Raw genomic sequence first — 22,994 nt, 5'->3', positions numbered from 1 at the left:
GGTGGGGATATCCCCCCTCCACCTCACCCACCTCCCCCATGGCGTCGGGCCGTCCCCGACCGGCAGGCTGGGGAGCATGACCGCCGATCTTGATCCCGCCGACTCCGCAGAGTCCTCCCGCTCCGCCGGTTCCGCCCAGAGCCCCCGTCCGCCGCTGCGGTTCGCCTACGGGAAGGAGACCTGGCAGGAGATCGCCTTCCTCCTCTCCAACCTCTTCACGGCACTGGCCGGTTTCGTGTACGCGGTCGTCAGCATCGCGCTCGGCGCGGGCCTCGCCGTCACCGTCATCGGGCTGCCGCTGCTCGCCCTCGGCCTCGGCGGCGCCCGCCTGCTCGGCCGGTCGGAGCGGGCGCGGGCCCGCGCGCTGCTCGGCGTGCGGGTCGCCGAGCCCTCGCCGCTGCCGCGGCCCCGCGGCTTCTTCGGCTGGCTGTGGACCTCGCTGAAGGACCCGGTGGCCTGGCGGACCCAGCTGTACGGGCTGATCCGGCTGCCGTGGGGGATCGTGACCTTCACCGTCGCGCTGGTCTCGCTCTTCGTGCTCTGGCCCGTCCTGCCGTTCGTGGCCCGCGGTCTGGCCAACGCCGACCGGGGCATGGTCCGGGGGCTGCTCTCGCCCTCCGACGAGCTGGAGCGGCGGATCGCCGAGCTGGAGTCCGACCGGGGCGTCGTCGTCGACACCGCCGCCGCCGACCTGCGGCGCATCGAGCGCGACCTGCACGACGGCGCCCAGGCCCGGCTCGTGGCCCTGGCGATGGGCCTCGGCCTCGCGAAGGAGAAGCTGCTCGAAGACCCGGAGGCCGCCGCGGCGATGGTCGACGAGGCGCACGGCGAGGTGAAGCTCGCCCTCCAGGAGCTGCGGGACCTCGCCCGGGGCATCCACCCGGCGGTCCTCACCGACCGGGGCCTCGGCGCGGCCCTCTCCTCCGTCTCGGCGCGCTGCACGGTGCCGGTGAAGGTGAACGTCGACCTGGCGGAGCGGCCGGCCGAGGCGATCGAGGGCATCGCGTACTTCACGGTGTCCGAGCTCCTCCAGAACGTCTCCAAGCACGCGCGTGCCCGGTCCGCGTCCGTGGACGTCTGGCGCGCCGCCGACCGGCTGCTGCTCCAGGTGCGCGACGACGGGGCGGGCGGGGCGCGTCTCGACGGCGGTACGGGTCTCGCGGGGCTCGCGGAGCGGCTCGGGGCGGTCGACGGGCTGCTCGTCCTCGACTCGCCCGAGAGCGGCCCGACGGTGGTCACGGCGGAGCTGCCGTGGCGGTCGCGACCGGCGGGGTGAGCCGTCCCGCAGCTCCCTGGTAGGGAAAACCCCCGCCCCCAGACGCCCACCCGCCTCATGGTCCGGCGGGGCGCGGGACGGAAGCCTGGAACACGTACCGTCCGCCCCCTCTGAGCAGAGAAGGAACCCCCGCGATGGCTGCCGCCTCCCACCCGCTCCGACTCCCCGCCGCGATCCGCGCGCCGTTCGAGGCCCGCACCTGGCGCGCCTTCGGGTACGTGCTGATCGGGCTGCCGCTGAGCGTCCTCTGGTTCTCGCTCGCCGTCTCCTTCGTCTCGCTCGGCGCGGGGCTGCTGATCACCTTCCTCGGCGTGCCGGTCCTGGCCGGGGCGCTCGCGATGTGCCGGGGCTTCGGCGCGGTCGAGCGGGCCCGGGCGCGCGGGCTGCTCGGGCTCGACGTGGCCGCGCCGGAGCCGGTGCGCGGGAAGACCGGCGGGGCGTTCTCGTGGATGGGGGCCATGTTGAAGAGCGGTGCGTCGTGGCGGCACCTGCTGTACGCGCTCCTGCACATGCCGTGGGCGGTGTTCTCGTTCTCGGTCACCGTGGCGCTGTGGAGCTGGGGCTGGTCCCTCTTCACGTACCCGCTGTGGCAGTGGGTGTTCCCCACGTGGGTGGGGCAGGACGGGATCCAGCTGTACGGGGACCGGGCCCACTCCTTCTATCTCGACACGCCGTTCGAGCTGGCCGTGACGTGCCTGATCGGGTTCGTGTTCGTCCTCGCCGGGCCGTGGGTGCTGCGCGGGCTCGTCTCCGTCGACCGGCTGCTCGTCTCCGGGCTCCTCGGCCCGTCGCGCCTCGCCTCCCGCGTCACGGAGCTGGAGTCGGACCGGGGTGTGGTCGTCGACACCGCCGCGGCCGACCTGCGGCGCATCGAGCGCGACCTGCACGACGGCGCGCAGGCGCGGCTCGCCGCGCTGGCCATGGACCTCGGCCTGGCGAAGGAGAAGCTGGCGGCCGACCCGGAGGCGGCGGCGGTACTCGTCGACGAGGCGCACGGCGAGGTGAAGCTGGCCCTCCAGGAGCTGCGGGACCTCGCCCGGGGCATCCACCCGGCGGTCCTCACCGACCGGGGGCTCGACGCGGCGCTGTCGGCGGTGGCGTCCCGGTGCGCGGTCCCGGTGTCCGTGGACGTGGACCTGCCGGCCCGGCCGGTGCCGGCGATCGAGGGCATCGCGTACTTCACGGTCTCGGAGCTCCTCCAGAACGTCTCGCGGCACTCGGGGGCGCGGCGGGCGTGGGTGGACGTGTGGCGCACGGAGAACCGGCTGATGCTTCAGGTGCGGGACGACGGGGTGGGCGGCGCGGTCGCCTCGGCGGGCGGCGGGTCCGGCTTGGCCGGTCTTGCGGACCGGGTGGGCGCGGTGGACGGGGTCCTTGCGGTGGACTCGCCGGCGGGCGGGCCGACGACGGTGACGGTGGAGCTGCCCTGGCGCACGGCGCCGTGACCGACGGCCCGCCGTCGTGGGCCCGCGCCCTGCCAGGGCGCGGGCTCACGGCGTCCGGGGCTCAGCCCCCGTCGGGCGGGGCGTCCGAGTGCCATGCTGGGGGCCTCATCAGGTGAGCGAAGCAGGGGGCACAGGCGCGTGAGTGGGCAGAGTGTGGCGGCGCGGGTTCGGGTGGTCATCGCCGAGGATTCCGTGCTGCTCAGGGAGGGGCTGACCCGGCTCCTGACCGATCGGGGCCATGAGGTCGTCGCCGGGGTCGGGGACGGGGAGGCGCTGGTGGAGACCGTCGCGGGGCTCGCCGAGGAGGGCGCCCTGCCGGACGTGGTCGTGGCGGACGTGCGGATGCCGCCGACGCACACCGACGAGGGCGTGCGCGCGGCGGTGCGGCTGCGCAGGGAGTTTCCGGGTCTCGGCGTCCTGGTCTTGTCGCAGTACGTGGAGGAGCAGTACGCCACCGAACTTCTGGCCGGTTCCAGCCGGGGTGTGGGGTACCTGCTCAAGGACCGCGTCGCGGAGGTCCGTGAGTTCGTGGACGCGGTCGTGCGGGTCGCCGGGGGCGGTACGGCCCTGGATCCGGAGGTCGTGCAGCAGCTCCTCGGCCGGAGCCGTCAGCAGGACGTGCTGGCGAATCTGACCCCGCGCGAGCGGGAGGTCCTGGGGCTGATGGCGGAGGGCCGGACGAACTCGGCGATCGCGAAAGCGCTGGTCGTGAGCGACGGCGCGGTCGAGAAGCACATCAGCAACATCTTCCTGAAGCTCGGTCTCTCGCCGAGCGACGGCGATCACCGCCGGGTGCTCGCCGTCCTGACGTACCTGAGGTCGTGAACAGTTCCGCGCACGTCCGCGCAGGTCCACCCATCTCCGACCCGTTCTGACGACCCGTCAGATAAGCTGGTCCTAGACCCAAGGAATGAGACGGAATCCGACATTCCAGAACACTCCGGGTAGCGACAGACCGTGACGATTCAGGGCAACAAGGGATCTCAAATAGAGGTCCATGATGTGAGAAGTCCCGGGAAGGGCCCCCTTACCGTCGTAGGGTGGGCCTCGGGACGGAAGGTGATCTCCGCGCAGGGGCCACCCGCCGCGCCCCGAGCCTTCTCCCCGCCTCCGGCGGAGAGACCCCTTGCCGCGAGGGAGGTCCAGTTCAGTGACCAGCCAGGTCAGTAGCGAGGCCGGTGAGGCCCTGGTCGGGGAGCAGCGCAGCGCCCCGGCGTCGCCCCACCACGGCACCGAGAAGGAAGTACGCCGGCTCGACCGGGTGATCATCCGCTTCGCGGGTGACTCCGGAGACGGCATGCAGCTGACAGGTGACCGCTTCACCTCGGAGACGGCGTCCTTCGGGAACGACCTCTCCACGCTGCCGAACTTCCCGGCCGAGATCAGGGCGCCTGCCGGAACCCTGCCGGGTGTCTCTTCCTTCCAGCTCCACTTCGCCGACCACGACATCCTGACCCCGGGCGACGCCCCGAACGTGCTGGTCGCCATGAACCCCGCCGCCCTCAAGGCGAACATCGGGGACGTGCCGCGCGGCGGCGAGATCATCGTCAACACCGACGAGTTCGCCAAGCGCGCCATGGCCAAGGTCGGGTACGACACCTCGCCCCTCGAAGACGGGTCGCTCGACGGCTACCGGGTCCACCCGGTGCCGCTGACGACGCTCACCCTTGAGGCCCTCAAGGACTTCGGGCTCTCCCGGAAGGAGGCCGAGCGGAGCAAGAACATGTTCGCGCTCGGGCTGCTCTCCTGGATGTACCACCGGCCGACCGAGGGCACCGAGACCTTCCTCCGCCAGAAGTTCGCGAAGAAGCCGGAGATCGCCGAGGCCAACGTGGCCGCCTTCCGGGCCGGCTGGAACTTCGGGGAGACGACGGAGGACTTCGCGGTCTCCTACGAGGTCGCCCCCGCGACCCGGGCCTTCCCGACCGGCACGTACCGGAACATCTCCGGGAACCTGGCCCTGTCGTACGGCCTGATCGCCGCCGGCCGCCAGGCCGACCTGCCGCTCTACCTCGGCTCGTACCCGATCACCCCGGCCTCGGACATCCTGCACGAGCTGAGCAAGCACAAGAACTTCGGCGTGCGGACCTTCCAGGCCGAGGACGAGATCGCCGGCATCGGCGCCGCGCTCGGCGCCGCCTTCGGCGGCTCCCTCGCCGTCACCACCACCTCCGGTCCCGGTGTGGCGCTCAAGTCCGAGACCATCGGCCTCGCCGTCTCCCTGGAGCTGCCGCTCCTGATCGTCGACATCCAGCGCGGCGGCCCGTCCACCGGTCTGCCGACCAAGACCGAGCAGGCCGACCTCCTCCAGGCCATGTACGGGCGCAACGGCGAGGCCCCGGTGCCGGTCGTCGCGCCCAGGACGCCGGCGGACTGCTTCGACGCCGCCCTCGACGCCGCCCGGATCGCGCTCACGTACCGCACGCCGGTCTTCCTGCTCTCCGACGGCTACCTGGCCAACGGCTCCGAGCCCTGGCGCATCCCGGACGTCGACGAGCTCCCCGACCTGCGGACCCAGTTCGCGACCGGGCCGAACCACCAGCTGTCCGACGGCACCGAGGTCTTCTGGCCGTACAAGCGCGACCCCGAGACCCTCGCCCGCCCCTGGGCCGTCCCGGGCACCCCCGGCCTCGAACACCGCATCGGCGGCATCGAGAAGCAGGACGGCACGGGCAACATCTCGTACGACCCCGCCAACCACGAGTTCATGGTCCGCACCCGCCAGGCCAAGGTCGACGGCATCGAGGTCCCCGACGTCGAGGTCGACGACCCGGACGGCGCGAGCACCCTGGTCCTCGGCTGGGGCTCCACCTACGGGCCGATCACGGCGGCCGTCCGCCGCATCCGGCGCGAGGGCGGCCACATCGCCCAGGCCCACCTGCGCCACCTCAACCCCTTCCCGAAGAACCTCGGCGAGGTGCTGAAGCGGTACGAGAAGGTCGTGATCCCCGAGATGAACCTCGGCCAGCTCGCCACCCTCGTCCGCGCGAAGTACCTCGTCGACGCCCGCAGCCACACCCAGGTCAACGGCATGCCGTTCAAGGCCGAGCAGCTCGCCGCCGCCCTCAAGGAGGTCATCGATGCCTGAGCCCCTGCTGCATCTGGTGCCGAAGGCCGAGGCCGCCCAGTCGATGAAGGACTTCAAGTCGGACCAGGAGGTCCGCTGGTGTCCCGGCTGCGGTGACTACGCGGTCCTCGCCGCCGTGCAGGGCTTCATGCCCGAGCTCGGCCTGGCGAAGGAGAACATCGTCTTCGTCTCCGGCATCGGCTGCTCCTCCCGCTTCCCGTACTACATGAACACCTACGGGATGCACTCCATCCACGGCCGCGCCCCGGCCATCGCCACCGGTCTGGCCACCTCGCGCCGCGACCTGTCGGTGTGGGTGGTCACGGGCGACGGCGACGCGCTGTCCATCGGCGGCAACCACCTCATCCACGCCCTGCGCCGCAATGTGAACCTCAAGATCCTGCTCTTCAACAACCGGATCTACGGGCTCACCAAGGGCCAGTACAGCCCCACCTCCGAGGTCGGCAAGATCACCAAGTCGACCCCGATGGGCTCGCTCGACGCCCCCTTCAACCCGGTGTCGCTCGCGCTCGGCGCCGAGGCGTCGTTCGTGGCCCGCACGGTCGACTCCGACCGCAAGCACCTCACCGAGGTGCTCCGCCAGGCCTCCCAGCACAACGGCACGGCGCTCGTCGAGATCTACCAGAACTGCAACATCTTCAACGACGGCGCCTTCGAGGTCCTCAAGGACAAGGACCAGGCCAAGGAAGCCGTCATCCGCCTCGAACACGGGCAGCCGATCCGCTTCGGCGCCGAGAACGAGAAGGGCGTCGTCCGCGACCCGGCCACCGGCGACCTCCAGGTCGTCACGGTCACCCCGGAGAACGAGTCCCGGATCCTGATCCACGACGCCCACGCGACCACCCCGACGACGGCGTTCGCCCTCTCCCGCCTGGCCGACCCGGACACGCTCCACCAGACGCCGATCGGCGTCTTCCGCTCCGTGGACCGCCCGGTGTACGACACGCTCATGGCCGACCAGCTGGAGACGGCGGTCGAGCGGTACGGCAAGGGCGACCTGAACCAGCTCCTCGCGGGCAACGACACCTGGACGGTCGTCGGCTGACCCGCGCCGGCGCGGTCAGTCGCGCTTCGCTGCCTCGGCGAACGGGCCGAGGCAGCGGGGCCTTCCGGACTTGATCTGCCAGAGGGTCAGGCCTTCGAGCTGGATCGTCGCCTTGCCGTTCTTGGCGTTGTAGGACCTCGCCACCCCCCGGTACACCGCGTCGTCGTTCATGAACGCGTTCGAGATCGCCGCGCCCGAGCGCTCCGCGCTCCTCCCGGCGGCGGTGCGCAGCGCCTGCCCCATCCAGTACAGGGCGTCGTACGACTCCACCGCGAACCGGTCGACCGGGTCCGTGGCCGCGATTCGCCAGCGCTTGCGGTACGCGGCCGCGAACTCCTTCGCGGCCGGGACCGTGTCGGGATCGGTGTAGCCCGTCCCGAAGTACCAGCCCTCGGCGGCCGGCCCCGCCACGGCGAGGAACTCCGGTTGGAGCGGGGGCTCTACGCTCCCACACGGGCCCCGGAATCCCTGCTGCCGCAGGGCCTTCGCACACAGGGCGGCCCGGCGCGGCGACTTCCCCGCGTACATCACGCCCGTGGGGGAACCGGCGAGCGCGGCCCGGACCGCCGCCCCGAAGTCCTCACTGTCCGCATCGACTTGGTGCACGGTGACCGTGCCGCCTGCGGGACGTCTGTCCTTCATGGTCCGGGCGACGGACCAGCCGTACGCGCCGGCCGCCCGGTCCTCGATGACGACGGTGCGGCCCAGTCGGTGCTCCTGGAGATAGCGGGCGAAGGGCACGACCGTCACCTCGGGGTAGGGCCGCAGCTCGAAGTACGTACGCGCCTCCGCAAACTGGCCCCGGATCACCCCCTCCGAGACCGATGCCACCACGCTCAGCATCGGCACCTTCTGATCGACGAGCACGTTCGCCGCCGCGACGGCCGTCTCGGTGGTCGTCGGGCCGAGCACGGCGACCAGGGACGGGGTCCGCAGGAAGGCGCGGGCCCCGGCGGCGGCCCGCTGCGGGTCTCCCCCGTCGTCCGTCACCTTGAGCACCAGGTCGAAGGGCCGGTCCGCGCGGGCGTTGAAGGTCTCCGCGGCGAGGCGAAGACCGCGTTCCTGGGCGCGGCCGTCCGCCTTGGTCGGGCCGCTGAGGTCGGTGAGGACGCCGAGCGTGTACGCCGTCCGTACAGTCCCGGCTCCCGTACCGCCTCCCGGGTCGCGGCCGAGCAGCCAGGCCGTGAAGCCGCCCGTACCCGCGACGGCCCCGGCCGCTCCGAGGGCGAGGAAGCGGCGGCGTGAAGTCCCCTGCGGTTCCTCTGGGTTGAGCATGGTCGGGTCGGCGACCGGCAGATCGAGGACCCGCGAGGAGCGCTGGGCGATCAGCGCGGGCAGGCCGGGCGGCAGCCAGTTCCCCGCCGCCGGGTCCTCGTACGACCCGAGGGCGTCCCGTACCTCGGCGGCGCTCGGCCGGTCGGCGGGGTCCTTCGCGAGGCAGGCGGTGACGAGCGGGAGCAGGGTGTCCTGCACGTCGGTGAGGTCGGGCTCCTCGTGGACCGTGCGGTAGACCACGGCCGCCACCGCGCCCGTACCGAAGGGGCGTTCGCCGGTCAGGGCGTACGCGAGGACACAGCCGAGCGAGAAGACGTCGGCGGCCGGGCCGATCTCGCCGGCGCCCGCGACCCGGGCCTGTTCGGGGGCGAGGAAGCCGGGGGTGCCGATCATCGCGTCGGTGGCGGTGAGCGCGGTGGCGCCGCTGACCCGCGCGATGCCGAAGTCGATGAGCCGGGGCCCGTCGAGGGCGAGGAGGACGTTGCCGGGCTTGACGTCGCGGTGGACGAGCCCGGCCGTGTGCATGCCGTCGAGGGCGTCGGCGAGCCGGGCGCCCAGGGTGCGGACCGTGGGCTCGGGCAGGGCGCCGTGCAGGGCGACGGCCTCGGCGAGCGAGGGCCCGGGCACGTACTCGGTGGCCAGCCACGGCTCGCGGGCCTCCGGGTCGGCGCCGAGGACGCGGACGACCCACCGGCCGGTGATCCGCTCGGCGGCGGTCGCCTCGCGGCGGAAGCGGGCCCGGAAGCCGGGGTCGGCGGCGTGCTCGGCGCGGATCAGCTTGAGCGCGGCGAGCGCGCCGCCGGAGGTCCGGGCGAGGTAGACCACGCCCATGCCTCCGGTGCCGAGCCGCCCGAGGAGGCGGTAGCCGGCGATGGCGGAAGGGTCGGCCTTCTTGAGCGGCTGCATGCTCAAGCCTTCTTCTCGGGCTCGGCAGGGGCGGGGCCGAAGTACTTGTAGGCCCCGTTCTGCACGCCGTAGAGGAAGGTGCCGACGCCGATGAGCTCGCCGTTGTCGCGGAACTGGTAACCGCCCATGGCCCCGGTGTACTTCTGCTTCCGCAGGGCCTCCCACAGGCCCTTGCGGGTGAGCGGGCCCTTGGCGGCGCTCGTGGCGAGCCAGGACGTCACCATGTTGACCACGTCGAAGGACTCGCCGGTGTAGAAGGCCGGGGTGGTGCCGTAGCGCTTGCGGTGGGCGTCGAGGAGTTCCTGGGTGAGCTTGCGGTCGGCGGGCTTCTGCTTCGGGTCGGCGGCCCGCTGGACGGGGTCGATGACGGGCGCGCAGACGAACCAGCCCTCGGCGTCGCTCCCCGCCTCCTTCAGGAACTCCGACCCGAAGACGTGCTGGCCGGCGAACCGGGGCCCGGTGAAGCCGAGTTGCTTCAGGGCACGGGCGGCGAGCACGGCCGTGGAGCGCACGCCGTTGTGGACGTACGCGTCGATGCCGGCGTCGATCATCTCCCCGATGATCGAGCGGTAGTCGGTGGCCCGGCCCGGGACGACCCGGAAGTACGGCGTGATGCCTGCCTGCTTGAAGCCGAAGCGGGCGCCGCCGGTGTACTGCCAGCTGTACTGGTCGTCGCTGCGCTCCTCTAGGACTCCGGGGCGGCGGATCTGCGGGAGGAGCGTGGCGGACCAGGCGAGGTAGGTGCCCGCCATGAAGTGGTTGGGGATGGCGCGCAGCACGGTCGTGTTCGGCGCGCCGCCGCCGTCACCGCGCATGGTGAAGAGGTTGTAGCCGGCCGAGGTGGTGAGGAGCGGCACGCCGGCCTCCTCGAAGGCGGGGAGTGCGGCGATGCCGGTGTCGTCGGAGGTGGGGCCGAGGACGGCGAGCACGGAGGGGTCGGTGGTGAGCCGGCGGGCGGCGGCGAGGACGCCGGCGCTCTGCCCCCGGTCGTCGGAGACCTTGAGTTCGAGGGTGAAGGGCTTGCCCTTGTGCAGGGCGTTGAACCGCTCGACGGCGAGCCGGGCGCCGCGCTCCTGTGCCCGGCCGATCTCCCGGGCGGGCCCGGAGAGGTCGGCGAGGACGCCGATGGCCCAGGTGTTCCGGGGCTTCGGCGACGTGGGGTGCTTCCCGTCGGCGCTGCTCTCGTCGCGCCGGAGCAGGGCGAACGCCCCGCCCCCCGCCGCGAGGACGGCGGCACCGGCACCGAGCAGCAGGAAGCCGCGCCTGCTGGGCTTCGCGGGGGCGTCCGGGTCCGTGCCGGGCGCGGTCGGGTCGATGTCGGGGAGCGCCAGCATGGCCGCCGAGCGTTCGGCGATCGTGGTGACGACGGGCGCGGGCAGCCAGTCGGCGGCGGTGCCGGGGGTGTCCTCGGTGAGCCGGTCGGCGATCTCCCCGGCGGTGGGCCGGTCGGCGGGGTTCTTGGCGAGGCAGGCCGCGAGGAGCGGGAGCAGGTCTTCCGGTACGTCGGCGAGGTCGGGCTCGTCGTGGACGGTCCGGTACATGAGGGCGTCCACGGCCCCGGCGCCGAAGGGTGGACGGCCGGTCGTCGCGTACGCCAGGAGGCAGCCGAGGGCGAAGACGTCGGCGGGCGGGCCGATGGCGTCGGTGCGGGCCTCGGCCTGCTCGGGGGCGAGGAAGCCGGGGGTGCCGACGACCATGTCGGTCGCGGTGAGCGCGGTCTCGCCGGTGGTGCGGGCAATGCCGAAGTCGATGAGGCGCGGCCCGTCGACGGCGAGGAGGACGTTCCCGGGCTTGACGTCCCGGTGGACGAGTCCGGCCGCGTGGACGGCGGCGAGCGCGCGGGCGACGGCACCGCCGAGGATCCGTACGCTCCGCTCGGGCAGCGGCCCGTGGGCGCGGACGGCCTCGCCGACGGACGGGCCGGGCACGAAGGCGGTGGCCATCCACGGCTCGGGCGCGTCGGGGTCGGCGCCGGTCACGGGCACGGCCCAGGGGCTGACGACCCGGCGGGCGGCCTCGACCTCGCGGCGGAAGCGGGCCCGGAAGTCGGGCTGGTCGGCCTGGTCGGCGAGGGTGACCTTGACGGCGGCGAGCTCACCGGTCTCGGTGCGGCCGAGGTAGACCACGCCCATGCCGCCGGCGCCGAGGCGGCCGAGGAGGCGGTAGCCGGCGATCGACGAGGGGTCGGAGGGCAGGAGCGCCTGGAGGGGGCCGGACTGGGGGCCTGGCTGAGGGGCGGGCTGGGCTCCGGGCTCGGGGCCGGGCTGGGCCATCGGGCTCACGACTGGGCTCCCAACTGCGTCTTGACGCGGTCCTGCATGAAGACGTTGACCCGGGCCTGGACGGCGTTGGTGTCCCCCTCGGCGTAGCCGGAGGCCCCCTTCACGACCGAGGCGAAGGTGACCTGCCCGACGCGGGTCTGGAACCAGGTGTAGTACTGCTGTCCCTTGATCGCGTCGTTGTGGTACTCGCCGCGCTCGATGAGGGAGTCGGTCGTGGTCTGGTTGCCACCGACTCCGTAGGGCATGCCGAGCGAGTTCAGGCCGGTGATCCGCTCGCCCTGGCGCAACTGCTGATCGGGGCAGCGCAGCGCCTCCTCCAGGGTCTCGGCCATCTCCCAGTCGGCGTCGGTCTCGGCGCGGTGGACGGTGACGGTGGCGGCGACCCGCAGAGGGCCCTTGCCACCGGTGGCCGGGATCTCGCTGTAGGCGGTGACGCTGTAGAGGACGGACCGGGGCAGGGTCCCGGCCTCCCACTCGCAGCTCGCGTCGAGGACGGGCCAGGATCCGGGGCCGCTGAGGTACGGGCTGCGCTTGACGTATCCGGGCCCCCAGTCGTCGGGTCCGGCCACGACCGCGAGGGCCAGCCGCTTCGCGTCGGCCTGGGTGCGCGGGGCCTTCTTCGGGTCCAGGACGTAAACCGGTCCGGCGGGCGTCGGGGACGCGGTCGGCGCCCCGGACGCACTCGCGGTCGGTGTGGCTCGGGACGGTTTCGCCTCGTCCCCGCCGCCTCCTGACGAGCACCCCGCCAGGAGTAACCCGCCCGCCGCCGCCACGGCAGCGGCGCGCAGCAGTCTTCCGTACGCGTCCCTCACGATTCCCCCACGGTCGCTCGCACGATCCCCCGGTCGGTGAGGGAGATCGTACGGCTCCGTGAATCAACTCGCCCGGGCTACAACATCATTGGGACGCCGCACGCACGGTGTCGTAACGCACACGCGCCGCCTCGACCGCGCCCACCTGCTGTTCGGTCCAGCGGGCGAGTTCCCAGACCTGGCGGGCGGCTCCCTCGCCGAGGGGGGTGAGGCTGTAGTCGACGCGGGGCGGGATGACGGGCTTGGCGTCGCGGTGGACGAAGCCGTCGCGCTCCAGGGTCTGGAGGGTCTGGGCCAGCATCTTCTCGCTGACGCCGCCGATCTCACGACGCAGTTCGCTGAAGCGGTACGAGCGCTCCAGGAGGGCCGCGAGGACGAGGACGCCCCAGCGGCTGGTGACGTGCTCCAGGACGAGGCGCGAGGGACACATCGGCTCGTTCACGTTCGGCGGCTTACTTACTCCCATGCCAGTACCTTACTTCAAAGTGGGTACTTACGAAAGGTTAGCGCCCACCGTACGGTGAGTGTGAGCACGCACCCCTCGCACCCCTGGGAGAACCTCATGAGCATCGTCGTCACCGGCGCCACCGGCCAGCTCGGCCGTCTCGTCGTCGACACCCTCCTCGACACCGTCCCCGCCGAGTCCGTCGTCGCCGTCGTCCGCGACAAGGCCAGGGCCGCCGACCTGGCCGAGCGCGGGGTCGAGCTCCGCGTCGCCGACTACAGCAGGCCGGAGACCCTGGCGGGCGCCTTCGAGGCGGGCGACCGCGTGCTCCTGATCTCCGGCAGCGAGGTCGGGCAGCGCGTCGCCCAGCACCGCGCCGTGATCGACGCGGCCAAGGCCGCCGGCGTGGCCCAGCTCGCGTACACCGGCATCCTCGGCGGCCCGGCGGCCGACTTCACGCTCGCCGAGGAGCACAAGGCGACCGAGGAGCTGATCCTCGCGTCCGGCCTGCCGTACACCTTCCTCCGCAACGGCTGGTACACCGAGAACTACACGGCCAACCTCGCCCCCGTCCTCGCCCACGGCGCCGTCGTCGCCAACGCCGGCGAGGGCCGGATCGCCTCCGCCTCCCGCGCCGACTACGCCGCCGCCGCGGCCGCCGTCCTCGCCGGCCCGGCCGAGGAGCACCTGAACCGGGCGTACGAGCTGAGCGGCGACACCGCCTGGTCCCTCGCCGAGTACGCGGCCGAGGTCGCCGCCCAGACCGGCCGGGAGATCACGTACAGCGACGTCCCCGCCGCGGCCCACCTGGAGATCCTCACCGGCGCCGGGGTCCCGCTCCCCTTCGCCGAGATCCTGGTCGACGTCGACCGGGCCGTCGCGCTCGGCGCGCTGGCCCTCCAGACCGGCGATCTGGCCCGGCTGACCGGCCGCCCGACCACCCCGATCGCCGAGACGATCAAGGAAGCGCTGGCCGCCTCGTAAAGATGTCATGACCGTATGGCGATACGGCCATGACAACCTGCCCCGTGCGGCGCTACCTTCGACAGGACAGCGCGGCACAGGGCAGGAGGTCCGGTGAAGACGGAGAAGAACGAGGCAAGAGCAGGACTGCTCTACGGGATCGGCGCCTACGGCATGTGGGGACTGGTCCCGCTCTTCTGGCCACTCCTCAAGCCCGCCGGCGCCCTTGAGATCCTCGCCCACCGCATGGTGTGGTCGCTGGTCTTCGTCGGCGTCGCCCTGCTCGCGCTGCGCCGCTGGGCCTGGATGCCCGAGCTCGCGCGCAGCCCCCGCAAGCTCGGCCTGATCACCCTCGCCGCCTCCGTCATCACCGTGAACTGGGGCCTCTACATCTGGTCCGTGAACACGGGCCACGTCGTCGAGGCCTCCCTCGGCTACTTCATCAACCCGCTCGTCACCATCGGCCTCGGCGTCCTCGTCCTGAAGGAGCGGCTGCGCCCCGCGCAGTGGGCGGCGGTCGGTGTCGGCCTGTCCGCCGTGCTCGTCCTGGCGGTCGGGGCCGGGCGGCCGCCGTGGATCTCGCTCACCCTCGCGTTCTCCTTCGCCCTCTACGGCCTGGTGAAGAAGAAGGTCAACATCGGCGGCCTGGAGTCGCTCGCCGCCGAGACCGCCGTCCAGTTCCTGCCCGCCCTCGCCTACCTCGTCTGGCTCGGGACCCAGGGCACGCTGGCGTTCGGCTCCCACGGCGCCGGCCACACGGCGCTGCTCGTCGCCACCGGCATCGTCACGGCGGCCCCCCTGGTCTGCTTCGGGGCGGCGGCGATCCGCGTCCCGCTGTCCACGCTCGGGCTGCTCCAGTACCTCGCGCCGACCTTCCAGTTCCTCCTCGGGGTCGTCTACTTCCACGAGGCGATGCCGGCGGAGCGCTGGGCGGGCTTCTCCCTCGTCTGGCTGGCGCTGACGATCCTCACCTGGGACGCGCTCCGGACGGCCCGGAAGAGCCGGGCGGAGGTCGAGGCGGCGGCGGCGCGCGAGGAGATCAGCCGTACGGACACCGCCCTCGCCGAGGCCGCCCTCGCGGACACCGCTCCCGCAACCGGACACACTGGCGGAGAGACCGAGGCCACGCCGGTTTCCACCCCATCGGCCCAGCCGGGACGCTGACCGGGGGCGGGCGGCACGCGCGCGTAGTTGGGTCGGGAGTCCAGGCCCCCGACCCGACGGGGCCCTCCTGAGCGGAGTGATGGCGCCATGTCGCAGCCCCTCGCCCTCTCGGTCGACTTCGGCAAGGGATTCACGGACGCCTGGTCCGCCGTCGCCGAGTTCGTACCGAAGTTCATCGCGTTCCTGGTGATCCTGCTCATCGGCTGGTTCGTCGCCAAGATGATCGCCAAGTTCGCCGACCGCGTCCTGCGCCGCGTCGGCTTCGAGCGGATGGCCGACCGCAGCGGCGTCGCGAACGCCCTCCAGGGCTCGAAGTACGACGCCACCGGGATCATCTGCAAGATCCTCTACTACGCGATCCTGCTGATCGCCCTCCAGCTGGCCTTCGGGGTCTTCGGCCCCAACCCGGTCAGCGTCATGATCAACGGCATCGTCGCCTGGCTGCCGCGGGCGATCGTCGCCTGCGTCATCGTCGTCGTCGCGATGGCCATCGCCCGCGCCGTACGGGACATCGTGGAGGGCGCGCTGGGCCAGGCGTCCTACGGCAAGGCCCTCGCCACGGCGGCCTGGGCGTTCATCGTCGGCCTCGGGATCATCGCCGCCCTCGGCCAGGCGGGCATCGCGACCGCGATCACCGGACCGGTGCTCACGGCCGTGCTCGCCATGATCGCCGGTGTCGTGATCGTCGGCGTCGGCGGCGGCCTCATCACCCCGATGCGGGGCCGCTGGGAGCGCTGGCTGTCGGCTGCCGAGGCGGAGACCGGCCGGGCGAAGGACCAGATCACGGCGTACCAGAAGGGCCGCGAGGACGCGCAGCGCGGGATGCCGGCGGCGCAGGAGCGCGCACGGAGGGAGCGCGGCGAGGAGCCGCCGACGGACCGGATGTAGGCCTCACGCGCCCAGCAGGTCGTGCTCCCGGATCAGCCAGCAGACCGCCGTCAGGCGCAGGGTCGCGAAGTCGTGGCCGACGGGCTCGGCCCAGTCGACCTCGGAGAGCCAGTCGGTGAACCCGAGGACGTAGTCGGCCAGCTCCTCCCGGCGGACGGTCCGGCCCTGGGGGCCACGCTGGGCCGGGAGCAGCGCGTCGCACACGGCCGCCGCGTGCTGATCGACGGCCGCCACGAGCCCCGGCTCGAAGGAGAACTCCGAGAGCCGGGGCATGTACGTGGCGGCGACGTCGGTCAACGGGCTGCCGGGCGAATCGTTCATCCCTCCACATTAGGGGCGTACTCGACAGTTGAGACCGTGACGTTGCTCGCAGCACGAAAACCGGTGGCCGCGCCCGGCCGCCACGCAGCACCCTGTGCCCCATGGAAGAACCGAAGTACCGGATCCGTGCCCTGCACACCGAGCGCACGATCACCGTCTACCAGGCCTACCGGCCCGGGCTCGGCCTCCCCGCCGCCCGCGACGGGCGTTTCCCGGAGGCCTGGAAGCGGGACCGGATGACGTGGATCAAGCCGTCGTTCCTGTGGATGATGTACCGCTGCGGCTGGGGCGAGAAGGAGGGCCAGGAGACCGTCCTGGCCGTGGAGATCACCCGCGAGGGCTTCGAGTGGGCCCTGCGGAACGCCTGCCTCTCGCACTACGAGCGCGGTTTCCACACCGACCAGGCGTCCTGGAAGCGGCAGTTGCGGCAGGCGCCGGCCCGGGTCCAGTGGGACCCGGAGCGCGACCTGCACCTGAGGCCCCTCCCGCACCGCTCGCTCCAGCTCGGCCTGTCGGGCGAGGCGTCGCGGCGGTACGCGGACGAGTGGACGGTCTCGATCACCGACGTGACGCCGCTCGCGCACGAGGTCCACGGCCTGGTCAGGTCCGGCGACCTGGAGGCCGCCGGCCGGCTGCTCCCCCGCGAGGAGCCGTACCCGGAGGCGGCGGACCTCCTGGACCATCTGAGGGCCCAGGCGCCGACTCCGACTGAGGCCTAGGCTCCCGCGATCGAGAAGTTGAAGTCGCCCGTCCCGAGCACCCCGTAGAGCCGCAGCCAGATCGGCATCAGCTGCTCGGTGGCGCGGGCGCTCGACAGCTCGCCGAGGTCGATGATGCGGTCGGTGGCCCAGCCGAAGGAGGCGAGCAGCTCGGCGACGACGGCTTTCGCGTCCGCGTCGTCGCCGCTGAGGAACACGTTGTGGTGTCCGGGGACCCGGCCGGGCTCGACCATGACGGTGTTGGTCATCGTGTTGAGCGTCTTGACGACGCGCGCCTCCGGGAAGGCGCTCTGGAGCTGCTCGGCGACGCTCCGGCCGTCGGGCAGGCCGACCTTGGGCGGGAAGCCCTCGGAGAAGTCGAGCGCGTTGGAGACGTCGATCAGGACCTTGCCGTTCAGGTTCTCGGTGCCCGCGGCCTGGAGGGCGGCGAGGGAGACGAGCCCGCCGGTCGCGTTGACGACCAGTTCGGCGGAGCCGGCGGCGTCGGCGAAGGTGCCGTGCGCCCCGCCGTGCTCTGCCGCCCACTTGGCGGCGTCGGCGTTGTCGGCGGTACGGGACCCCAGGGCGACCTCGTGTCCGAGGGAGACCAGCTTCGTGGCGAGCCTGCGCCCGACCTCGCCCGTTCCCAGTACGGCGATCTTCATGTGCGTGCGCTCCTTCGGAGGGGATCGACTGCCAGGGAGGCCGACCCTATGACGTACGAGCTCGGTGTTCCCGCACCTTGTGCCGGTTGCCGCAGCGATCCATCGAGCACCAACGGCGGCGCCCGGGGCGGGAGGTGTCAGCGAACAGCAACGCGCAGTCGTCGGCGCCGCATTCCCTGATCCGGTCGGCGTACGGCCCGGTGAGCAGCTCGACGGCGTCGCGGGCGAGCGTCGCGAGGAGCCCGGTCCCGGTGGCACCCGGGGCCCACGCGCGCGTGCCGTCTTCCCGGACCAGGGCGACGAGGGGCGGCTCGGCGGCGGCGGCGTTGAGCACGGCGAGCGCGCCGGGGTCGAGGCGCTCGCCCCGGGCCCGTGCGGGGGCGAGCCCCCAGAGGGCGTCCCGTACCTCCCGTACGGCCGCGAGCTCGGCGTCGGTGACGGTGGGGTCGAGTCCGGCGGGCAGCCGGCACTCCCGCACCCAGCCGAGGAGCCCTTCGACGCGGTCGAGCACCTCGAACCGGCTCGCGACGGGCCCGGGGCCGCCGGTGAGGAGGAGTTCGAGGGAGAGTGCGCCGGCGTCGAAGCGGAAGCGCTGTCCGTCGCGGTGCAGAAGTGTCATTGCGGTGGCGACCCCAGTCATGTAACCACTATAAAGAGTTACATGACCTCGACCACCCCGATCCACTGGAAGCTTGTCGTCGACAGCGCGGATCCGCACGCGCAGGCCACGTTCTGGGCCGCCGCCCTGGGCTACCTGGAGGAGGACCACGACGCCCTCGTCCGCCGCCTCCTCGACATGGGCGCGACCGGCCCCGAGGCGACCGTCACCCTCCACGAGGGCACCCCGGCCGAGCGCCTCGGCTGGCGCGACCTCGCCGCCGTCCGCCACCCCGACGACCCGCACGACCCGAACTCGGACACGGGCCTCGGACGCCGGATCCTCTTCCAGCGCGTCCCGGAGGCCAAGACCGTCAAGAACCGCCTCCACCTGGACCTCCACCCGGCACCGGGGACGCGCGCGACGGAGGTCGCCCGCCTGGAGGGCCACGGCGCGAAGGTCCTGCGGCACATGGACGAGCCGGGCGGCTCCTGGACGGTCATGACCGACCCGGAGGGCAACGAGTTCTGCGTCCACTGACGGGCTCTAGACCCGCCGCACCACCTGGGCCTCGGCCCGCTCGACCGACGCCCGGCCGTGGACGTGGACCAGGGCGAGGCGGAAGAGGGGCGGGACAGGCGCAGGGTCACGGACCTGCTGTCCGCACCCTGGGCCCTGTGACGGGAGCCGTCGCCTTGGCGCTCGGGGCGGACGTGCTTCGTGGGCTTCTGGTGGGACCGCCCTCTTTCCGAGAGTCGCTCCTTCCGGCGGCGCGTCAAGGGCGCCTCCGGCGTCGGCTTCGCCGATTCCGCTGCGCTCCACCCTTGACCCGCCGCCTCCAGGAGCGAAAGACCTCTCGGAGGGCGGTCCGGGGGTGGGGGTCCACGCCGGGGCGCCGGGGGCCCGTCCCGCCGTAGGCGGGGAGCACCCCCGTGGGTGGGGGCGAGGCCGGGCATCGGCGGGCCGGGTGTTGGCCCTGAAGCTGGGTGGGTGGGGGCTTGGTTCGTAGCGGGTGTGGGTGGGTCCGGTTCCGTCTCGTCGGGGTGCGCTGTCGTTGAATGGGGCGGCCCGGCAGGGCTTAGCGGGTTGCGGCCGTCGAATGGTGGGGCTTCATGCCCCGCTGGTCACTGCCGGTGGGTGGCGGGGTGCGAATAACTGCGCGCTACTCCCGGTAACAGCCCCCAACCAGGGCCCCAAAAGGGGCACATCGCCCATCCACTTCGAGTTACTGCGGGAAACCCACCACCGGGAGCGACCAGCGGGGCCTGAATCCCGGCCGAAAGACGACCGACACCCGCTAAGCGCCGCCCAGCTGCCCCATTCAACGGCCGCGCACCCCGACGAGACGGAACCGGACCCACCCACACCGACTACGAGCCGAGCCCCCACCCACCCTGGCGCGCAGCCGGCACCCGCCCAGCCGATGCCCGGCCTCGCCCCACCCGCCGGGCTGCCACCCGCCTACGGCGGGAAGGCCCCCCGGCCTGGCCGCGCGGCCCCGCCCCCGGCCGCCCTCCGAGTGTGAAAAGGCGGCCTCCGGCGCCGGGTCAAGGGTGGGCGCAGCCCATCGCGCAGCGACGCCGCAGGCGCCCTTGACGCGGCGGTGGAGGACGCCACACTCGGAAAGAGGGCGGCCACACCAGAAGCCCACGAAGCCGGATGCCCCCGAGCACCCCAGCCCGCCCCACCGCATCAAGACGGGGGGCGCGCAGGACCTACTCGCCGGAAGCGGCGTACGTCACGAACCCGGCCCAGGCGGCGGGGCCGACGGCGAGGTGCGGGCGCTCGATGTCCTTGGAGTCACGGACGTGGACGGTGCCGGGGGCGGTGGCGACCTCGACGCAGTCGTTGCCGTTGCCGCTGTCGCTGTCGCTGTAGCTGCTCTTGAACCAGTCCAGCTCGGCCATGCGGATCTCCTTCGTCACTCGCCGGAGGCGTACTCCACGAACCCCGCCCAGGCGCCGGGCCCGAACGCGAGACGGGCACCCTCGGCGTCCTTGGAGTCACGGACGTGGACGGCCCCAAGGGTGGTGGCAACCTCGACGCAGTCGTTGCCGTTGGCGCCGTCGCTGTAGCTGCTCTTGAACCAGTCGAGTTCGGGATTGCCGATCATGTCTCTCCCAGCAGTTGTTCGATGAAGTCCCGTGACTCCGCAGGAGTGAGGGCCTTGGAGCGGATGATGCCATAGCGCAGCTCCAAGATCCGGAGTCGCTTGAGGTCGGAGACCGGACGCCCGCCGAAGTCCCTGTCCATCCGCCCCACGGCCGTACCGTCCTCGAACTTCAGAAGCGCGATGCGACCACCCGCCCCGGGGTGGTCGGCGCGCTCGGTCGGCATCACCTGGATATCGACGTTGGGCAACTCGCCCACCTCCAGCAGATGCTCAAGCTGACGACGCAGCACCATTCTTCCCCCGATCGGTCGTCGCAGCGAGACCTCCTCCTGGATGAAGCTGAACTCGGGCGTCGGGCTCTTCTCCAGCACCGAGCGGCGCGCCACTCGCGCCGCCAAGTACCGCTCCAGCTCCTCCTGTTCGTACGCCGGGCGCCAGGTCTGCAGGACCGCCCGCGAGAACTCGTCGGTTTCCAGCAGACCGTGGATGTCGAAGTTGGTGTACATGCAGAACTCGACCGCCCGAGCCTCCATCTTCGCCAGACTTCGCAGCCTCTTCGGGTAGCGGACCTCCTCCAGGTCCCTCTTCATCGCCGAGATGAGCCCGCTCGCCCCCACCGCCTCGTCCGCCTTGTCCAGGTACTCCGGGCGCGGGATCCGCGCCCCGCGTTCGATCTTGCGGATCAGGTCCTCGCCGTAACCGATCAGCGCCCCGAACTCGACCGCGCTCAGCCCCTTCGACTCCCGCCACAGCTTCATCTGGCGCCCGACCGCCGCGACCACCGCCGCCCCCGACTCATCCCCCGGCTCCACCTCCCAGCCCGCGTCCTCTGTCCCCGTGCCGTCCACCTCGTCCACGCTCATGCGTGCCCACCTCCTTCGGCAGAGCCCTTCCCGGAGCGCCGCGCGGGACAGTCGGGACAGGGCCGGACAGACGCGGGACAGTAACCGTACGTAAGGGCATGTTCGATGGGCAGCGTAAGCACACGCCGCCACCCTGGGTGACATGAACGAGGAACCCACCCAACTCATGGCATCCGTACGCCAATTCGGAATCCAGCTCTCCGCAACCCCTCGCGGCGCGCGCCTCGCCCGGCTACTCGCCGTGGAGCAGCTGCGTTCCTGGGAACTGGAGTACGTGGCCGGGCCGGCCGCGCACATCGTCGCCGAGCTCGCCGCGAACGCCGTGACGCACGGTCGCGTGCCGGGGCGGGACTTCCGGCTCGCGATGTCCGCCGCAGAAGGCACCCTCCGTATCGAGGCGACCGACACGCGCGGTGACCGACTCCCCCGCGCAGGGCATCCGGCGGCGGCCGAGTCGGGGCGCGGGCTGCTCATCGTGGAGGGCCTGGCACGGAGCTGGGGCGTACGGCCGGGGCCCGTACCGCGCAAGACGGTGTGGGCCGAACTGGCCCTGTCGTAAGCGTCCACGACGCGGGATTCCGCGACGCGGACGGCTGCGACGTAAAAGAGTTGAAGCCCTGGGACGCCTTCGGCTACCTGGAGCGGGTCAGGGAGCGGCTGCCGAGCGGCCGGTTCGCGCACCGGACGATCTCGTACAACCGGCCGGGGGCTGAGCCGCAGCCCGCGCGTGCGACGCCGCCGTCTCCGCCCGCACGGTAAGCACCGGCTTGCCATCGGCCCGCACAAAGGCTGCGGCAACATGGTGCAGGTGAGCCCATCATCTGAGCAGGTGCAGAACGCAGCCCACCTCTGGCACGAACACCTCCGGATCACTTACATGCCGGGATGCTGCGGCAGGGCGAGCCAGTCCGACCAGGAGATGTCGCGGCCGAGGAAGCGCGGATGCTCGAACGGCCAGTCGGCGGCGATCCACTGCGGTACCAGCGCGTCGAAGGCCTGCTCGACCTTGCTGCCCACCAGCTCGTCCACCACCCACCAGGAGATCTCGCCGTCCGCGCCGGCCTTCTCCGGCGGGTCGATGTAGACACAGCCGAGCAGAGCCGTCTCCGCCGCGTCGAACAGCGCGTAGTTGAAGGACTGGTGCGCGGCGATCTCCTTCTCGTGCCGCAGCAGGTCGGCCTGGTCGGCCTCGTAGGTCATGGTGGCCGCGGGCCAGCCCCAGGCCGGGCCGAAGATGGTCCACAGCCGCTCGCGCGAACCCATCACAGCCGGATAGTCGAGCGGGGTGTCCAGCTCGCGGATCGGCCGCAGGTGATGACCACCGCCCGGCAGCGGTACCAGGACGGGGTGGACGAAGTCATCGGGAAGCCAGCTCATGGGGCCCGACCGTAGCAAGCGCGCGGCCGTCGCCTTCCGGTCGGCCACGTCGTGGAGTGAAGCGCTAACCCAGCCACTCGCCCTCGCGCATCACCACCCTGCCCCGCAGTTCCGGTACCCCGCGCCAGGCGCGGACCGTCTGGGGGACCACGCGCAGGTACGTGTAGGGGGCCTCCTCCGTCCGCGGGTCCCAGCCGAACTTGGCCGCGAACGCGTCTGCGGCGTCCTTCGGCACCTCCCCCGCCGGGTGGCACTCCGCCTCGCCCTGCAGGAGCACGACGTCGTAGGCGTCCGGCAGTGCCAGGCGTACCCGCCGTTCCTCGTGGGCGTTGCGTACGGTCACCGACTTCGCGCCGGTGCACATCCATGCCGCCTGCCCGTGCCACAGGAACCACAGGGGTACCTGGTGCGGGCCGTGGTCGGGGTGGGACGTCGACACCCAGATGTCACGCTCCGAGGCGAGCCGTTCCCGGGTGTCCCGCGTGCGTTCCGCCGTGGTGCGGGGAGTGATCTTCGTTGCCTGGTGCATGGGTGGCGACCCTAGCCAGCGGCGTCGTGGTGCGCATGAGGCGCAGGTCCTAGGTCGGCGGTCGGGCTGTTCGATATGCGAACACGCCTGACCGGTTTCCGCTCTTGACGGCGAGTCAAATCCTCACTCACCATTCAGCACAACTGCCCAGCAGTGCACACCAGTTCAGCTCCCGTTCAGCTCCAGCGCCTCGTGGCTCCGCCGCCCGGGGCGTCTCGCACGTTCCGTCCCATCCCCGTTC

General features: G+C 72.2%; 23 protein-coding genes. 11 read left to right on the top strand and 12 right to left on the bottom strand.

Annotated elements, in window-relative coordinates:
• Positions 1-76: 76 nt before the first annotated feature.
• From ACZ7HT_RS31110 to ACZ7HT_RS31090, 5 genes are all read left to right on the top strand, one after another.
• Positions 77-1,276: a sensor histidine kinase gene (locus ACZ7HT_RS31110; RefSeq protein WP_471171938.1), complete on the top strand. Its 1,200-nt coding sequence runs from the start codon at positions 77-79 to the stop codon at positions 1,274-1,276.
• A gap of 134 nt (positions 1,277-1,410) precedes the next feature.
• On the top strand, positions 1,411-2,721 hold the full coding sequence (locus ACZ7HT_RS31105; protein ID WP_471171936.1) for a sensor histidine kinase: 1,311 nt from the start codon (positions 1,411-1,413) through the stop codon (positions 2,719-2,721).
• A 153-nt stretch (positions 2,722-2,874) separates the two neighbouring features.
• A complete protein-coding gene (locus ACZ7HT_RS31100) occupies positions 2,875-3,546 on the top strand; it encodes a LuxR C-terminal-related transcriptional regulator (protein WP_471172022.1) in 672 nt (223 codons plus the stop codon).
• Positions 3,547-3,871: 325 nt separating this feature from the next.
• Positions 3,872-5,809 carry a 2-oxoacid:acceptor oxidoreductase subunit alpha gene (locus ACZ7HT_RS31095; RefSeq protein ID WP_471171935.1) on the top strand — a complete coding sequence of 646 codons (1,938 nt, stop codon included), beginning with the start codon at positions 3,872-3,874 and terminating at the stop codon, positions 5,807-5,809.
• Positions 5,802-6,854 (top strand): 2-oxoacid:ferredoxin oxidoreductase subunit beta, encoded by a 1,053-nt coding sequence (locus ACZ7HT_RS31090; RefSeq protein ID WP_471171932.1) that lies wholly within the window; start codon positions 5,802-5,804, stop codon positions 6,852-6,854. The genes ACZ7HT_RS31095 and ACZ7HT_RS31090 overlap by 8 nt, the downstream gene beginning before the upstream one ends.
• Positions 6,855-6,869: 15 nt before the next feature.
• Here the strand turns inward: ACZ7HT_RS31090 and ACZ7HT_RS31085 are convergent, their stop codons facing one another.
• From ACZ7HT_RS31085 to ACZ7HT_RS31070, 4 genes are all read right to left on the bottom strand, one after another.
• Positions 6,870-9,035 (bottom strand): bifunctional serine/threonine-protein kinase/ABC transporter substrate-binding protein, encoded by a 2,166-nt coding sequence (locus tag ACZ7HT_RS31085; RefSeq protein ID WP_471172021.1) that lies wholly within the window; start codon positions 9,033-9,035, stop codon positions 6,870-6,872.
• A gap of 2 nt (positions 9,036-9,037) precedes the next feature.
• Positions 9,038-11,308, bottom strand: a complete 2,271-nt coding sequence (locus ACZ7HT_RS31080; protein ID WP_471172019.1) for a bifunctional serine/threonine-protein kinase/ABC transporter substrate-binding protein — start codon at positions 11,306-11,308, stop codon at positions 9,038-9,040.
• A gap of 5 nt (positions 11,309-11,313) precedes the next feature.
• On the bottom strand, positions 11,314-12,129 hold the full coding sequence (locus ACZ7HT_RS31075) for a hypothetical protein (RefSeq protein WP_471171930.1): 816 nt from the start codon (positions 12,127-12,129) through the stop codon (positions 11,314-11,316).
• A gap of 85 nt (positions 12,130-12,214) precedes the next feature.
• On the bottom strand, positions 12,215-12,595 hold the full coding sequence (locus ACZ7HT_RS31070; protein ID WP_116159412.1) for a winged helix-turn-helix transcriptional regulator: 381 nt from the start codon (positions 12,593-12,595) through the stop codon (positions 12,215-12,217).
• Positions 12,596-12,691: 96 nt separating this feature from the next.
• Between ACZ7HT_RS31070 and ACZ7HT_RS31065 the strand changes: the two genes are divergently transcribed.
• From ACZ7HT_RS31065 to ACZ7HT_RS31055, 3 genes are all read left to right on the top strand, one after another.
• Positions 12,692-13,558, top strand: coding sequence for an SDR family oxidoreductase (locus tag ACZ7HT_RS31065; RefSeq protein WP_471171927.1), 867 nt, complete (start codon positions 12,692-12,694; stop codon positions 13,556-13,558).
• A 93-nt stretch (positions 13,559-13,651) separates the two neighbouring features.
• Entirely contained in the window at positions 13,652-14,701 is a 1,050-nt protein-coding gene (gene rarD, locus ACZ7HT_RS31060; protein ID WP_471171924.1) for an EamA family transporter RarD, read from the top strand.
• Between the two features lie 87 nt (positions 14,702-14,788).
• Positions 14,789-15,589, top strand: a complete 801-nt coding sequence (locus tag ACZ7HT_RS31055; RefSeq protein ID WP_471171922.1) for a mechanosensitive ion channel family protein — start codon at positions 14,789-14,791, stop codon at positions 15,587-15,589.
• Between the two features lie 3 nt (positions 15,590-15,592).
• Here the strand turns inward: ACZ7HT_RS31055 and ACZ7HT_RS31050 are convergent, their stop codons facing one another.
• Positions 15,593-15,910, bottom strand: coding sequence for a DUF6401 family natural product biosynthesis protein (locus ACZ7HT_RS31050; protein WP_471171920.1), 318 nt, complete (start codon positions 15,908-15,910; stop codon positions 15,593-15,595).
• Positions 15,911-16,011: 101 nt separating this feature from the next.
• Here ACZ7HT_RS31050 and ACZ7HT_RS31045 point away from each other — a divergent pair, with 101 nt between their 5' ends.
• Entirely contained in the window at positions 16,012-16,629 is a 618-nt protein-coding gene (locus ACZ7HT_RS31045; protein ID WP_471171918.1) for a DUF4291 domain-containing protein, read from the top strand.
• On the opposite strand, the gene ACZ7HT_RS31040 is transcribed toward ACZ7HT_RS31045, so the two are convergent.
• Complete coding sequence (locus ACZ7HT_RS31040) at positions 16,626-17,273, bottom strand: NADPH-dependent F420 reductase (protein WP_471171917.1); 648 nt, start codon at positions 17,271-17,273, stop codon at positions 16,626-16,628. The two genes, ACZ7HT_RS31045 and ACZ7HT_RS31040, sit on opposite strands and share 4 nt — an antisense overlap.
• Before the next feature lie 46 nt (positions 17,274-17,319).
• The gene (locus tag ACZ7HT_RS31035) at positions 17,320-17,913 is read right to left on the bottom strand and encodes a CGNR zinc finger domain-containing protein (protein WP_471171916.1); all 594 of its coding nucleotides are present in this window, start codon (positions 17,911-17,913) and stop codon (positions 17,320-17,322) included.
• Between the two features lie 21 nt (positions 17,914-17,934).
• Here ACZ7HT_RS31035 and ACZ7HT_RS31030 point away from each other — a divergent pair, with 21 nt between their 5' ends.
• Entirely contained in the window at positions 17,935-18,411 is a 477-nt protein-coding gene (locus tag ACZ7HT_RS31030; protein ID WP_471171914.1) for a VOC family protein, read from the top strand.
• Between the two features lie 1,175 nt (positions 18,412-19,586).
• On the opposite strand, the gene ACZ7HT_RS31025 is transcribed toward ACZ7HT_RS31030, so the two are convergent.
• The 3 genes from ACZ7HT_RS31025 to ACZ7HT_RS31015 are packed head-to-tail and all read right to left on the bottom strand — an operon-like array spanning position 19,587 to position 20,847.
• Positions 19,587-19,778 carry a DUF397 domain-containing protein gene (locus tag ACZ7HT_RS31025; RefSeq protein WP_471171913.1) on the bottom strand — a complete coding sequence of 64 codons (192 nt, stop codon included), beginning with the start codon at positions 19,776-19,778 and terminating at the stop codon, positions 19,587-19,589.
• 14 nt (positions 19,779-19,792) lie between these two features.
• Positions 19,793-19,984 carry a DUF397 domain-containing protein gene (locus tag ACZ7HT_RS31020; protein WP_471171911.1) on the bottom strand — a complete coding sequence of 64 codons (192 nt, stop codon included), beginning with the start codon at positions 19,982-19,984 and terminating at the stop codon, positions 19,793-19,795.
• Positions 19,981-20,847: a helix-turn-helix domain-containing protein gene (locus tag ACZ7HT_RS31015; protein ID WP_471171909.1), complete on the bottom strand. Its 867-nt coding sequence runs from the start codon at positions 20,845-20,847 to the stop codon at positions 19,981-19,983. The genes ACZ7HT_RS31020 and ACZ7HT_RS31015 overlap by 4 nt, the downstream gene beginning before the upstream one ends.
• Positions 20,848-20,989: 142 nt before the next feature.
• Here ACZ7HT_RS31015 and ACZ7HT_RS31010 point away from each other — a divergent pair, with 142 nt between their 5' ends.
• Entirely contained in the window at positions 20,990-21,406 is a 417-nt protein-coding gene (locus tag ACZ7HT_RS31010) for an ATP-binding protein (protein ID WP_471171908.1), read from the top strand.
• 314 nt (positions 21,407-21,720) lie between these two features.
• Here the strand turns inward: ACZ7HT_RS31010 and ACZ7HT_RS31005 are convergent, their stop codons facing one another.
• A complete protein-coding gene (locus ACZ7HT_RS31005) occupies positions 21,721-22,224 on the bottom strand; it encodes an N-acetyltransferase (protein ID WP_471171907.1) in 504 nt (167 codons plus the stop codon).
• A 64-nt stretch (positions 22,225-22,288) separates the two neighbouring features.
• The gene (locus ACZ7HT_RS31000; RefSeq protein ID WP_471171905.1) at positions 22,289-22,753 is read right to left on the bottom strand and encodes a pyridoxamine 5'-phosphate oxidase family protein; all 465 of its coding nucleotides are present in this window, start codon (positions 22,751-22,753) and stop codon (positions 22,289-22,291) included.
• Positions 22,754-22,994 lie beyond the last annotated feature (241 nt).

The sequence above is a fragment of the Streptomyces sp. NPDC037410 genome (assembly GCF_055602235.1).
This window is presented reverse-complemented; position numbering and strand designations above follow the sequence as displayed.

Coding starts and splice junctions, on each gene's coding strand:
- ACZ7HT_RS31065 (WP_471171927.1), top strand. CDS start 12,692: ATGAGCATCGTCGTCACCGGCGCCACCGGCCAGCTCGGCCGTCTCGTC.
- ACZ7HT_RS31040 (WP_471171917.1), bottom strand. CDS start 17,273: ATGAAGATCGCCGTACTGGGAACGGGCGAGGTCGGGCGCAGGCTCGCC.
- ACZ7HT_RS31015 (WP_471171909.1), bottom strand. CDS start 20,847: ATGAGCGTGGACGAGGTGGACGGCACGGGGACAGAGGACGCGGGCTGG.
- ACZ7HT_RS31030 (WP_471171914.1), top strand. CDS start 17,935: ATGACCTCGACCACCCCGATCCACTGGAAGCTTGTCGTCGACAGCGCG.
- ACZ7HT_RS31080 (WP_471172019.1), bottom strand. CDS start 11,308: ATGGCCCAGCCCGGCCCCGAGCCCGGAGCCCAGCCCGCCCCTCAGCCA.
- ACZ7HT_RS31085 (WP_471172021.1), bottom strand. CDS start 9,035: ATGCAGCCGCTCAAGAAGGCCGACCCTTCCGCCATCGCCGGCTACCGC.
- ACZ7HT_RS31050 (WP_471171920.1), bottom strand. CDS start 15,910: ATGAACGATTCGCCCGGCAGCCCGTTGACCGACGTCGCCGCCACGTAC.
- ACZ7HT_RS31000 (WP_471171905.1), bottom strand. CDS start 22,753: ATGCACCAGGCAACGAAGATCACTCCCCGCACCACGGCGGAACGCACG.
- ACZ7HT_RS31055 (WP_471171922.1), top strand. CDS start 14,789: ATGTCGCAGCCCCTCGCCCTCTCGGTCGACTTCGGCAAGGGATTCACG.
- ACZ7HT_RS31045 (WP_471171918.1), top strand. CDS start 16,012: ATGGAAGAACCGAAGTACCGGATCCGTGCCCTGCACACCGAGCGCACG.
- ACZ7HT_RS31025 (WP_471171913.1), bottom strand. CDS start 19,778: ATGGCCGAGCTGGACTGGTTCAAGAGCAGCTACAGCGACAGCGACAGC.
- ACZ7HT_RS31090 (WP_471171932.1), top strand. CDS start 5,802: ATGCCTGAGCCCCTGCTGCATCTGGTGCCGAAGGCCGAGGCCGCCCAG.
- ACZ7HT_RS31035 (WP_471171916.1), bottom strand. CDS start 17,913: ATGACTGGGGTCGCCACCGCAATGACACTTCTGCACCGCGACGGACAG.
- ACZ7HT_RS31005 (WP_471171907.1), bottom strand. CDS start 22,224: ATGAGCTGGCTTCCCGATGACTTCGTCCACCCCGTCCTGGTACCGCTG.
- ACZ7HT_RS31070 (WP_116159412.1), bottom strand. CDS start 12,595: ATGGGAGTAAGTAAGCCGCCGAACGTGAACGAGCCGATGTGTCCCTCG.
- ACZ7HT_RS31110 (WP_471171938.1), top strand. CDS start 77: ATGACCGCCGATCTTGATCCCGCCGACTCCGCAGAGTCCTCCCGCTCC.
- ACZ7HT_RS31010 (WP_471171908.1), top strand. CDS start 20,990: ATGAACGAGGAACCCACCCAACTCATGGCATCCGTACGCCAATTCGGA.
- ACZ7HT_RS31020 (WP_471171911.1), bottom strand. CDS start 19,984: ATGATCGGCAATCCCGAACTCGACTGGTTCAAGAGCAGCTACAGCGAC.
- ACZ7HT_RS31105 (WP_471171936.1), top strand. CDS start 1,411: ATGGCTGCCGCCTCCCACCCGCTCCGACTCCCCGCCGCGATCCGCGCG.